The organism is Clostridium sp. 001, from assembly GCF_019056555.1.
Classification (GTDB): Bacteria; Bacillota; Clostridia; order Clostridiales; family Clostridiaceae; genus Clostridium_B; species Clostridium_B ragsdalei.
The window spans coordinates 1133313-1146692 of sequence record NZ_CP020473.1 but is presented as its reverse complement, the minus strand read 5'-3'; the positions used below and the strand labels follow the sequence as shown (position 1 = coordinate 1146692).

Below are 13380 nucleotides of genomic sequence, written 5' to 3'. Positions count from 1 at the left end.
AACGACAAAAATAGAGTGGATATATTCATCCACTCTATTTTTTGCTATATTATAATTTATTTAAATATGAAGTATCTGGAATATAGCTATAATCATTATTGCTGCTTTTTTTATATAAATCTGAATTTAGAAGTAATTCAGGATTCTTTGCTAGTATAGGATTTTGTAATATTGATTGGGCTTGCTTTTGTAACTTTTTAGTATAAGAAGATTTTTTTGCGGATATAAAAGCTTCTTTTATGGAATTTTCTTGATCTTTAGTGATAGTGCCCTTTGATACTAGAGCATCTAAAGGAAATAAGGAATTATTTTTTGAAGTACCTGAGTATGATAAAGAAGAATTTTTTGCGGATATAAAAGCACTTTTAATAGAATTTTCCTGTGATGATGTAATGGTACCATTTGATACTAGGGTATCTAATGCAGAACTAAATGTATTGGTGTTAGAATTTTGTAAAGAGCTTAAAACACTTAGTGCTTTAGGACTAAGCTTAATTGAGTCCGAACCTAAGCTGGAAATTAAGCTATCTGAATTATCAGAGGAATTATTTGAGTCTAAAATTGGATTTTGTGAAACTTGGTTACTTGTATTTATACTATTCAAGTAAGAAAGTAAAGAACTAATAGTATTAGACATAGTTAGTACACTCCTTTATAAAGTATTTCATTAATTTATCGAATCAATTTTATAAAATATAATATATTTTACAACATATTTTTTATTTGTTAATATTTTGGTAGGTAGGTATAATCTATAAATATAGAATTATCATTTTTGAAAAAAGTTACTGGTTAGTTCTAATAAAAGATGATAAACTTAGTATAGAATATATGAGTTAAGGAAGGATGAAAGGTAAAATAATGAAAATAGAAAATTTAAAAGTATATGATCTAGAAGAAAGTATAAAAGCAAGTAAATATCCTATGGCAGTAGATACCGATAAATGTAATTTTGATATTACAGATAGGGTTAAAAGTCTAGCTAAATCACCTAAAGGGGAAGCTCATGATCAATTTTTGTCAGGAATACGTGTTGCCTTTGATTTAACATTTACTAATAAGGCATGGGTTGAATTAGAAAGATATAGATTTATCACTTTTGTAAGCAGTCAGAGTACAATGCATAGAATATCCAAATTTGATTTATCCAAGCAGTATAATGAATATGTGGATAAAAGAATTATTGATATAATAGAAGAATTAAAGGATACATACAATAAAACTCAGGACAAAGAAGATTATTTAAAACTTTTATACTCTAATCCTGCAGGATTTGAACTTACTGCAAGGTTAACTACTAATTATAGATGCTTAAAGGGTGTATATAGCCAGAGAAAGAATCATAGATTACCAGAATGGCGAGAATTTTGTAAATGGATTGAAACTCTACCATATGCTAAAGAATTGATAATTTAAATTATATAAAAAGTGAGCACTGGCTGAAACCAGTGCTCACTTTTTATAATTCACATATTTAAATTGTAAATATTGAATGCTAATTAAAAAACGTAAATAATATAAGCAATATAGCCATAGGAATAACTGCAAACACAACTAATACTGCAGGTGGTATGTCATCTTCTTGTACAGGCCTATCATTAAGTTTATCTAAGTCTTCAATTGGCGGCTGCACAGTACGATCTTTTTCTATTGATTTTTGTCCTAGAGAACCTAAGTTTGCCATCAATATACACCTCCTTATATTAATTTTATACTTAAACAAAAATCTTCTTTTCATTAATTTTTATTTAAGTATACGTTTACAGAACATCCACATTTTAACTGAATTTGAAATAGTTTAATATATCTCTTACTTATATTATATACAATTGTTTCCGATTTGTGAACATTATTTTAATTATTTATAAAATTTAATTTCACTAAACTTAGATTGATTTTTTAAGGAAATTTTAATAATGTAGATATAATATAATAAGTGTCCTAAGGAAATAACCTTAGCGAAAAAGAAAATAATTTTTGAAAGGGTGAGTATCATGCATAATTTTCCTGATGCTACTATAGCTTATAGTACAAATAAATTAGAAGATATAGAGAATAAAATAGAAGAAATGAAACTGGAACATAAAAAATTAAATAGAAATTGTGTAATTGAAGTGATACCCAAACCTAATCCTCAGATGATTACTTTTGATGGTTATACAAATATACAATTTCAACTTTCTATATATATTAGACATTTAAGTGTTAATTAAAAAATCATTTAAGTAATTATAATTACAACATGTGTCTGTGGTTGCAGGGCACACTAATCTTAAATGTAACTGCCACCAGATAGTATATTAAATTGTACCCCTTAAAATTTAGCGTGAAATAGGCATCCGTCATTTAGGATGCTTATTTTGCTTATATCGTTTTTTGAATATTCTATAAATTATCTACTAAATGTCTGGGTGTCTCCCAATAATTTAATAGAATTATTATCAACAATTATTCCGCCGGTATTTTTAATAGTATATACTGTATCTGTTTTTTCATTTAGTACTTTCTTTATATAGTTTTTTTGTATTTCTGTTTCTTTATAATGAACTTCAATGTCAAAATTTTTAATAAAATTTAATCCTTCATTATATGAGAATGTGTCGTAATCTTCATCGGGAGTTATATGATACTCTTTTATCTGAATCATTGCTCCAGCACTACTGCCAATAATTGTTCCGGTAAAGTTTTCAATTTCATTTATTAAATCAAATTCTTTTAAACGGCACATCATTTTATCAGGCAGACCTCCAGTGAAAAATAGTATATCACTGTTTTTTATTTTGTTTTTTGCATTTTCCTTTGTATCTTCAAAATAATTTACACAGTTTATATTTTTTCCTTTGATTCCGTAGCTTAAAAAAGGTCTTATGATGGCTTTATAATGATCGCCATTATCTTTAGCAAATTCATTTTGCCAATCTACATTGTTCTTTATGTTTTCACCAAAAGAAAATGGAATTATTAGAACCTTATTACTACACTTTATATATTTTGATACTGCATTCTTTGCCCAAGTATCATTAAAATTATATAAGCTAAATAACATATTTACCATTAGTATTTCTCCTCACTAATTTTTCATAAATTTTTCATATAAACATAATTCTATTGTAGATATTATATCATATTGAAGATATTTTAAGCTTATCACAATTTTGAGATAAGTTTATTTTGACGAAAAGAACAATAAAGTTATGATAACTTCCTATTTAGATAGGATATAATATAATTGCAAGAAAGTAGTGAAAATGGATAAACGGTGTTATATACACTTTTTCCCTACATGACAATGCATAAGATTATCCTATATAATAGTAGCATACTAAAAATTTTTGGGAGAAGGTTAAAAAGTAGTATGAAAAGAATAAATGAAATTTTTAGTGATTATGAAACAGAAGGTAACATAAGTGCTGCCATTGTAGAATCTGTAGCCTTAAGTAAAAAAACTAAAACTTTAGAAATGAAAATTAACTCAGATAAGTATATTGAAATAAGAGAAATCCAGCGCCTTAATAAATTTATAAGAGAAAGATTTTCACTAAAGAATTCTAAAATTGCTGTAAAGTATGCTGAAGATACGGATAAAAAACCCATAGAAGATGAATTGAAAAATATTATATTTTTGGTAGCAGATAACCATCCTGCTTTAAGAGCAGTACTTTTAAATAATAGTGAATATGAAGTGAATGAAAATATCATAAACTTCAATTTAAAAATTTCAGTATCAGAATTTTTAAAATCTATGGATTATGATAAAAAGATCTCTAAGGCTATAAAAAGCATGTACGGTACAGAATATAAAATAAACTTTGTTGATAAATTAGGAAGTGAAGAATTAATAAAGTTTGAAAAGGATAAACGTGAAAGTGAAATGCTGTTTATTAAGAAGGAAATTAATAGTACACAAAGCAATAATGTTTCTAAATTGCCCAATAAGCCTGCAGAAAAAAATCAGGAAATGAAAACAGAAACCCATAGAAAAAAAGCTAATAATCCATTTTTGATATTAGGCAGAAGTAATAATATTAGGGAACCTGTAGTAAAAATTACTGACATTACACCAGATGAAGGCAGGATAGCTATACAGGGTGAAATATCCAACATGGAATCAAAGGAACTCCGAAGCGGAAAGATATTAATTTCCTTTGATTTATATGATGGTTCAAGTTCCATGACCTGTAAGGTATTTTGCAAACCTGGTGAAGACAGTGAGGTATTATCAAGACTTAAAAAGGCTAAGGGGATTAGGCTTTCTGGAAATTCAGGTTATAGCAAGTTTTCTCAGGAAATTGAGATTATTGCCAATACTATAATTGAAACAGAAGGCATGAAGAAAGTTCAGAGACAAGACAAATCTGAGGTGAAGAGGGTAGAACTTCACATGCATACGCAAATGAGTCAGATGGATGCTATGACTAGTGCTACTGATTTAATTAAAAGAGCTATGAGCTGGGGCATGAAATCAATTGCTATAACAGATCATGGAGTAGTGCAGGCTTTTCCTGAGGCACATAAACTTTTAGGAAGAGATAATCCAGATATGAAGATTATATATGGAGTTGAGGCCTATTTGGCACCGGATAAAAAGCCATCTGTAACAAACCCTAAAGGACAGAGTATTGATACTACCTATTGCGTATTGGATTTGGAAACCACAGGATTTTCTCCAGTAACAGAAAAAATTACTGAAATAGGAATTATGAAAATCAAGGATGGAAAGGTAATAGACACATTCAGCACTTTTGTAAACCCTGAAAAGCCAATTCCATTAAGAGTTGTAGAGGTTACAAATATAACTGATGATATGGTAAGAAATGCAGAAACCATAGAGCAGGTATTTCCTAAAATGTTGGATTTTATTAAGGATAGTGTTTTGGTTGCACATAATGCTGAATTTGATGTGGGATTCTTAAAGCATAATGCCAAAATTTTAGGTTGTGACTTTGATTTTACATATGTAGATACCTTGTCCTTAGCACAGGAGGTTTTCCCTGATTTTAAAACCTATAAATTAGGAAGAATTGCTAAAAACCTTGGTATAAAGGTGGAAGTTGCTCATAGAGCTTTAGATGACGTGGCAACTACTGTTAAGGTGTTTAATGTAATGATTGAAAAGCTAAAAGAAAGGGGAGCAGAAGACCTTAAAGATATAGATATATACGGGCGTGATGAGGCAGCTAAAAAGGAAGAATATAAAAAGCTTAAAACTTACCATGCAATAATACTCGCAAAGGATTATGTGGGATTAAAAAATTTATATAAGCTGGTATCTTATTCTCATTTGGATTATTTTTATAAAAAACCTCGTATATTAAAGAGCATGTATAAAAAATATTCTGAGGGCTTAATCCTTGGTAGTGCCTGCAGTGAAGGAGAGTTGTATCAAGCAATACTACTTGGAAAATCCGATGAAGAAATTGAAGAATTAGCAAAAGGATACGATTATTTGGAGATTCAGCCTCTAGGAAATAATGATTATTTAGTAAGGACAGAGCAGGTACCTGGTAAAGAATATCTAGAGGAAATTAATAAAAAAATTGTAGCCCTAGGAGAAAAATTAAATAAACTTGTAGTTGCTACAGGAGATGTTCACTTCATGGATCCGGAAGATGAGATATACAGACGTATACTAGAAGCAGGACAGGGATTTAAGGATGCAGATAATCAGGCTCCATTGTATTTAAAAACTACAGAGGAGATGCTTGAGGAATTTTCATATTTGGGAAAAGAAAAGGCCTATGAGGTGGTAGTTACAAATACCAATAAGATATCAGATATGTGTGATCCAATTAGCCCTATTTCGCCGGAGAAATGTCCACCTCATATAGATGGCTGTGAACAGACTATTAAGGACATTGCGTATAAAAAGGCTCATGAGCTGTATGGAGATCCACTTCCAGAAATTGTTCAGTCCAGGCTGGATAGGGAGCTGGAATCTATTATAAAAAATGGATTTTCTGTAATGTATATTATTGCTCAAAAGCTAGTATGGAAATCAAATGAAGATGGCTACCTAGTAGGTTCTAGGGGATCTGTTGGTTCCTCTTTTGTAGCAAATATGACTGGTATAACGGAAGTAAATTCCCTGCCACCCCATTATAGGTGTCCTAAATGCAAGTATTCGGACTTTTCAGATTACGGTGTTAAAAATGGGTTTGATTTACCGGATAAAGTATGTCCTGTTTGTGGAGAAAAGTTAGCTAAGGACGGTATAGATATACCTTTTGAAACCTTTTTAGGCTTTAATGGAGATAAAGAGCCAGATATAGATTTAAATTTTTCAGGAGAATATCAGGCAAAGGCTCATAAATATACAGAGGTTATCTTTGGAAAGGGCACAACCTTTAAAGCTGGAACTATAGGTACCATAGCAGAAAAGACAGCTTTCGGATACGTAAAAAAGTACTTTGATGAAAAGAATATTCCAGTAAACAAGGCAGAAATAACCAGAATCTCAGCAGGTTGTACAGGTATAAAAAGGACCACTGGACAGCATCCTGGAGGAATTATAGTTGTGCCAAAGGGACGCGAAATTTTTGAATTTTGTCCTGTACAGCATCCTGCAGACGATCCTAATTCAGATATTATAACCACACATTTTGATTATCACTCTATTGACCAGAACTTATTGAAACTTGATATACTTGGACACGATGATCCGACAGTTATAAGAATGCTGCAGGATATAACTGGAATAAATCCTCATGAGATACCTATGGATGATAAGGAAACTATGTCTATATTTTCATCTACAGAAGCTCTTGGGGTAACACCGGAACAAATAAATTCTAAGGTAGGAACCTTTGGTATTCCTGAATTTGGTACTAAGTTCGTAAGGGGAATGCTTGTAGATACAATGCCAAAAGCATTTTCAGATTTAATATGTATATCAGGACTTTCCCATGGTACCGATGTGTGGCTTGGAAATGCAAAGGACTTAATTGATGGGGGAATAGTTACATTAAGTGAGGCAATATGTACCAGGGATGATATTATGATTTATCTTATCAAAAAAGGTCTGCCGCCAAATAGTGCCTTTAAGATAATGGAGCTGGTACGTAAAGGAAAAGTATCGAAACAGCCTGAAAAATGGGCAGAGTATGAAGCTTTAATGAGAGAACATAAAGTACCAGAATGGTACATAGATTCCTGTAAAAAGATAAAATATATGTTCCCTAAAGCTCATGCTGCAGCTTATGTAATGATGGCATTTAGAATAGCTTGGTTTAAGGTTCACATCCCAAAGGCTTATTATGCAGCATATTTTACTATTAGAGCAAAGGCCTTTGACAGTGAATTTATGATATTTGGAAAAGAAAAGGTTATAGAAAAGATGAAAGAAATTCAAATCATGGGTAATCAAGCTACTCCTAAGGATAAGGATATGTATGATGACTTAGAGATAGTTTTGGAAATGTATGAGAGGGGATTTAAATTCTTACCAATTGATTTATATAAATCTCATGCTACCAAGTTCCTAGTAGAGGAAGATGGCTTAAGGCCGCCTATAAATAGTATATCTGGCATGGGAAATATCGCAGCAGAAAGTATATTTAGTGCAGCACGAGAAGAGACATTTAGCTCTATAGAGGATGTAAAGAAACGTGCTAAAATCGGGAATTCTGCTGTAGATTTACTTAAAAAATTTGGCTGTTTAAAAGGTCTTCCAGAAAGTGATCAAATAAGCTTTTTTGATGTAATTTAAATTATCAGCCTGCAGTTTATATGAGCTTTATGTGAAAAGCAAAAAAGAAATTGTATATTTTATTTGAAAGTTTTTTAAAGGATAATTAAAAAAACCAGGGATTTAAAATATCCCTGGTAAAAAAAAAATTAATCGAAGAAGGCTAATGTTGAATTCATACAATATTATGTGCAGAATAAAATTATTTATACATGACACATAAATTGTCATATTATTGAGGTTCAATTATTAATCACTTTCCTCTGTTTTTTTTTGTGCTTCAAAAATAGCATTGGCAAAATCTAAAAAGCCATCATTTTGTACAATTGCAATTCCTTGTTCTTTATCTGCAAGTAAGAGTAACGTGTCACCAGGATTTATATCAAATAAATCTCTTGCTCCTTTAGGAATTACAATTTGACCTTTTTCACCAACTTTTACAGTACTAATAAATTTCCCTTCTGGAACCTTCATACTCATAGATCATACCTCTTTTTCAGGATTTATAATACTTTTACAAGTTATACAATTAGTATTACTTGTTATACCATGTAGGTAGGTATTTGTCAATAAAGAAGCTAAAAAAGGAACTTCTCACCAGTCCCTTTTTGCTATGCTATTACCTTATTTCTTCCAGAATTTTTAGCTTCGTATAATTTTTTATCTACTTCTTTTATTAGATCTTCTTCATTAAGGTTCTCTTGAAATAATGTTTTAACACCAAAGCTTGCAGTGACTTTTATAGAGGAATCTTCATAATTTATTATAGTATTTTCTATTGCTTTTCTCATTTTTTCAGCAATTTTTACTGCTGTATCTTCACTGGCATTTTTTAAGCAGATTATAAATTCTTCTCCACCATAGCGAGCTGTCCAATCCACATCTTTTCTCACAGAACCACTAAGTATAGAAGCAACCACTTTAAGGACTTCATCTCCAGCTACATGTCCATAAATGTCATTTACTTTCTTGAAAAAATCTATGTCTGCCATTATTAATGACAATGGCTTATTGTTTAATAAGCTATTTATTATGTCAGCTGGAAGTCTTTCATATATAAATCGTTTATTAAAGATTTGTGTAAGAGGATCTAGTACTATTAGTTCATTTATATGATTTACTGCATGACGTATAGTGTCGATATCTTTATTTTCTATATTTTCTATAACTCCACTTTTAGTTGTATCCTTGAGAAGTTCAAGAACTACTGGTAAACCATCAATTTCAACTGGTATAGCAGTGATCATATAGACTTTTTTGCCAGTGTACTCTATTTTTACAAAAGTTTCTTTTTCATTATAAGCTCTAGCAGAAACACAATTACTACATACTTTTCCCATCCTCCAAAGATTATAACAAGAAGATTCCAGTTCATTAATCTTGTTTAACTTTAAATCTAGTAATTGTTTTTTTACTGGGTTTACTACCCTAATTACGTCATACAATGTCTCAAATATTGACATGGTGTTAATTAATGTATTCATACTAATACTTTTATTACTTGTATTAACTTTTTCCATATTTTTTCCCCCTAAAATAGAGTCCATTATTTTTAATGATATCATATTTGTTCTTACAATTACATACTTGTTAAACAAGATGTTAATTGACAATGAAAAAGAAGATAGCTGATTGCTACCTTCTTTCCTTGTATTTTAAAATTTTATTTTCTTCAACTATTTTTTCAATTCTGCATTGTATACATCCATAGCGGCTTGAGCTACTTGCATGTCTTGCTCAACAGATCCGCCGCTTACACCAACACCACCTATAACTTTTCCGTTATATGAAAGTGGATATCCGCCTCCAAACGTGATCATTCTAGAAACAGACTGGACACCAAATAGAGGAGCTCCAGGTTGGGAAAGTTTTGAAACTTCATCTGTTGGAAGCTTAAGAGTAGCTGCTGTATATGCTTTGTTTAATGAAATTTCTCTACTTGCCAGCAAAGCTTCTTCCATTCTTTGCTCTAAAATTAGATTACCACCTTTGTCTACTGCAGAGAACCACATTGGTACGCCGATTTCAGCAGATTTTTTCTCAACTGCAATAGCCATTTTTCTTGCTAGTTCAACATTAATTCCATAATCAGTTATTTTAGTGCCAGTTATATTTTTAGATGCCTCTGATTGTGTTATTACAGAGTTGCTCTTCAAGCCTTCAGCAATTTCTTTATATTTTTTCAAACCAGCTTGAGCTACTTGCATGTCTTGCTCAACAGAACCACCGCTTACACCAATAGAACCAATAATTTCACCATTCAGTAGTAGAGGGAAACCTCCACCAAAAATAATTATATTGCTATTATTTTGTATACCATATAAAGATGATCCTGGTTGAGCTAGAGATGTAAGTTTACTAGTTGGCATTTTTAGTGCAACGGCAGTATATGCTTTACCCTGTGATATTTTTTCACTAGCCAAAATTGTGCCAGCCATTCTATTAATAGAAATTAAATTTGCATCAGCATCATCAATAGTAATATACATGGGAACCTTTATTTCTTTTGCCTTTGCCTCAGCTGCAGTAGTAATTTGTTTTGCAAGGGCTAAATTTACAATAGATCGGCCTACTTTGATATTAGTATTTTTTGCTTCAATTGTTGCAGGTTCGGTAGTAGTTTTTGATTCATTGTTTCCAGTAGTATTTTGACAGCCAGAAAAAGGTACTACCGACATAAGTGATAAAATTAATGCAAGAAATGACTTTTTATTTATCTTCATTAATAAGACTCCTTTCTTGGAATATATAATTTACTTAAAACTTCAAATGTACTTTTTATATTTTTTCCTTAAAAGGAGTGGAATATGTACTTGTTAATTTTTATTAATGTTATATTGCTTTACATATTTGATAAAATCGTTGATAGCAAGGGGTTTACTAAAATAATATCCTTGAAGTTCGTCACATCCTTCACCTATTAATCTGTTAATTTGTTCTTGAGTTTCTACACCCTCTGCAACTGTTTTTAGATTAAGTGTTTTTGCCATAGAAATAATACTTGGGGTAATATTCTTGTAATTTATATTTGCAATATCGTCTATGAAGGACTTATCAATTTTCAAATAATCTACAGGTAAACGAGTTAAATAACTCAGAGAAGAAAAACCTGTACCGAAGTCATCTATTGAAATGCCAATTCCTAATTTCTTTATTTCCAGCAGGCTTTGTATTGCTTCTTCAATATTCTGCAGCAAAAAACTCTCTGTTATTTCAATTGTTAAATCAATATTTTGAGAACTATTTTCTTTGAAAATCTCCTTAATTTTTGAAACCAAATTGTTATTTTCAAATTGTTTTGATGAAATGTTAATTGATAATTTAATATTAATACCATTGCTTTTTAATACTTTATCAATTCTAAAAATTTCTTCTAATATCCAGTTACCAATAGGTATTATCATTCTATTGCTTTCAGATATAGGTATGAACTTATCTGGTGTAAATATTTTACCATCTGCTGTTTCCCACCTGATAAGGGCTTCAGCACCAACTATTTTAAATTCATTTCCATCAAAGGCAGTTTGAGGCTGAAGATATAATCTAAATTCATTGTTATGAAGTGCTGTATTGAGCCTTATTTGCATTTCAAGAATTTCCTGGTTTCTCTTCTCAATTTCCTTTGAAGAAAAGGAGTATTTTCCTTTCCCAGATTCCTTCGCATCGTACATTGCAGCATCTGATTTTCTCACTAAACCTTCAACAGTAGATTCATCATAGGGTGCTAAAGCTATTCCTATACTTACCCCTAAAGTTATTTCCCGATCAAGTATATTATAAGGAAGCAGTATTTTATCAATGATAGCTTGTGATACAGCTTTTACATATTCATGACTGTCTACATTTTCAAGTATTACAGTAAACTCATCTCCCCCTAGCCTTGATACAGTGTCAGATTTACGTATACTAGATTTAATTCGAGCTGCAACTTCTTTAAGAAGTAAATCTCCCGCTGCATGACCTAGGGAGTCATTTATAACTTTAAAACCATCTAAATCCATAAATAGCAAAGCTACTGCCTTTTTATTATCATTAGCTCTTATAAGTGATCTCTCAAGTCTTTCATAAAAGAGAGTTCTATTTGGTATTCCTGTTAATAAATCATAATAGGCAAGGCTGTGAAGTTTATCTTCTGTCTTTTTTATTTTACTGATGTCTGTAGAAATAGCAATGTAATTTTCTACTGTTCCATCCGATCCTTTTAAAGATGTTATTGACATCCATTTAGGATATAGTTCACCATTTTTATTTTTATTCCAAATTTCACCTTCCCAATAACCGTTAGCAATTAAATTTTGCCACATATTTAAATAGAAAGCTTTATTATGACGGCCTGATTTAAGTATTCTTGGATTTTTTCCTATTAAATCTTCTTTTTTATATCCTGATATTCTCTGAAAAGAATCATTCACTTTAATAATGTTTCCAGAAGCGTCTGTTATCAATACACCTTCCATTGAAGTGTCGATTATTCTATATGAAATTAATAATTCATCATTTAGTTGTTTAAGATTATTAGTGTATTCCTGCATTTTAGTTACATTGTGAAAGGTAAATAATCTGCCAATTTCAGATTTATCTGTATCAAAAATAGAAGATTTATATACTATATAGTAAAAAGTTTTATCATTAAAATTAAAGGTAATTATATATTCATTGCTTGTATTATTTATTGTATCAACATATTTTATGTCCGGTACGAATTCTAATATGTCACTAATTTTTATCCCTATAAAATTCATCTCTCGTTTAATATTAAATTTCTTATTTTTAAAAGACATTATAAGTTTAATGCCTGCTGGATTAATATCTATTATTTTATCAGAAGAATCTACTATAATAACAATGTCCTTAATATTTTCTATTAAAAGACCTCTTGCAATTGGTACCATTACTAGCTTAGGCATATGAAATATGCCCCAGTATAATATAATCAAAGTTAATAGTACGCAAATAGGAGTAGCATCTATGAAGAGTAATTTAAAATTAGGACTAATAAACAAAAAGTTGAGTCCGATTGATATAATTGTACCTATAAAAATAAATGTACTTTGTATGCGATATAATTTTGGAGAATTTATTGCTCTTATCATAAGAATATAACATCCAACCAAAATACTGCTGTAAGTATAAATGATATTAATGTAGAATCCGATACTTGGTACGTACAACAATATGGGAATACCCTTAATATATGATATACTAACATGTGACATAAATTTGTATGGTATACTGTTAGAAATTAAAGACAATAATGATAATATCGGTATAATAAAAATCAATAAAATAAAATAAAGATCTTTTTTATTTTTATTAGCATATTCATTTATTGTTAACAAGTAAAGTGGTGAAATAAACACTATACTGATAAATTCTGCCTTCTGAAATAAAAATCCAATTTCACCTACTTTTATATAATAGCTAAGTATTTCCATTAAGATCCAGAAAGAAACAAGTAAAGTACTTATGATCAATAACTTTGCAATGGCAGCGTTTTTTACTCTATACAGAAAAACTAATAAAATCATAGAAACTATAAAACTTATACTGAATAAAATTCCATACATCGGCGTACTCCTCTAAACTGATCTATATACTGCTTATAATTTATTTTAAGTCATAACATGTACAATTACAAAATTTTTTGTAGAAATTTTATCTTTCGTAGGCATTGACTTAAAGTTAAGGAAGCAGTA

At 30.3% G+C, this 13380-nt stretch carries 10 protein-coding genes; 3 read left to right on the top strand and 7 right to left on the bottom strand.

Going from position 1 to position 13380, the window contains the following annotated elements:
* Nucleotides 1-49: 49 nt before the first annotated feature.
* Nucleotides 50-637, bottom strand: coding sequence for a hypothetical protein (locus B5S50_RS05090; protein ID WP_217303274.1), 588 nt, complete (start codon nucleotides 635-637; stop codon nucleotides 50-52).
* 209 nt (nucleotides 638-846) lie between these two features.
* On the opposite strand from B5S50_RS05090, the gene B5S50_RS05085 reads away from it, so the two are divergent.
* Nucleotides 847-1416: a hypothetical protein gene (locus B5S50_RS05085; RefSeq protein ID WP_242872109.1), complete on the top strand. Its 570-nt coding sequence runs from the start codon at nucleotides 847-849 to the stop codon at nucleotides 1414-1416.
* Between the two features lie 79 nt (nucleotides 1417-1495).
* On the opposite strand, the gene B5S50_RS05080 is transcribed toward B5S50_RS05085, so the two are convergent.
* Nucleotides 1496-1684, bottom strand: a complete 189-nt coding sequence (locus B5S50_RS05080) for a hypothetical protein (protein ID WP_065077929.1) — start codon at nucleotides 1682-1684, stop codon at nucleotides 1496-1498.
* Nucleotides 1685-1994: 310 nt separating this feature from the next.
* Here B5S50_RS05080 and B5S50_RS05075 point away from each other — a divergent pair, with 310 nt between their 5' ends.
* Entirely contained in the window at nucleotides 1995-2213 is a 219-nt protein-coding gene (locus tag B5S50_RS05075; RefSeq protein WP_065077928.1) for a hypothetical protein, read from the top strand.
* A 179-nt stretch (nucleotides 2214-2392) separates the two neighbouring features.
* On the opposite strand, the gene B5S50_RS05070 is transcribed toward B5S50_RS05075, so the two are convergent.
* Nucleotides 2393-3055, bottom strand: coding sequence for a Type 1 glutamine amidotransferase-like domain-containing protein (locus tag B5S50_RS05070; RefSeq protein WP_217303273.1), 663 nt, complete (start codon nucleotides 3053-3055; stop codon nucleotides 2393-2395).
* 300 nt (nucleotides 3056-3355) lie between these two features.
* Here B5S50_RS05070 and polC point away from each other — a divergent pair, with 300 nt between their 5' ends.
* Nucleotides 3356-7705, top strand: coding sequence for a DNA polymerase III subunit alpha (polC, locus tag B5S50_RS05065; RefSeq protein WP_217303272.1), 4350 nt, complete (start codon nucleotides 3356-3358; stop codon nucleotides 7703-7705).
* A 228-nt stretch (nucleotides 7706-7933) separates the two neighbouring features.
* Here polC and B5S50_RS05060 read toward each other — a convergent pair whose 3' ends face one another.
* The 4 genes from B5S50_RS05060 to B5S50_RS05045 all read right to left on the bottom strand — a co-directional run bounded on the left by B5S50_RS05060 (nucleotide 7934) and on the right by B5S50_RS05045 (nucleotide 13212).
* On the bottom strand, nucleotides 7934-8158 hold the full coding sequence (locus tag B5S50_RS05060) for an AbrB/MazE/SpoVT family DNA-binding domain-containing protein (protein ID WP_217303770.1): 225 nt from the start codon (nucleotides 8156-8158) through the stop codon (nucleotides 7934-7936).
* A gap of 137 nt (nucleotides 8159-8295) precedes the next feature.
* Nucleotides 8296-9204, bottom strand: coding sequence for a GGDEF domain-containing protein (locus tag B5S50_RS05055; RefSeq protein ID WP_217303271.1), 909 nt, complete (start codon nucleotides 9202-9204; stop codon nucleotides 8296-8298).
* A gap of 156 nt (nucleotides 9205-9360) precedes the next feature.
* Entirely contained in the window at nucleotides 9361-10407 is a 1047-nt protein-coding gene (locus B5S50_RS05050) for a heme-binding protein (protein WP_065077924.1), read from the bottom strand.
* A gap of 93 nt (nucleotides 10408-10500) precedes the next feature.
* Nucleotides 10501-13212, bottom strand: coding sequence for an EAL domain-containing protein (locus tag B5S50_RS05045; protein WP_254306752.1), 2712 nt, complete (start codon nucleotides 13210-13212; stop codon nucleotides 10501-10503).
* Between the last annotated feature and the right edge of the window lie 168 nt (nucleotides 13213-13380).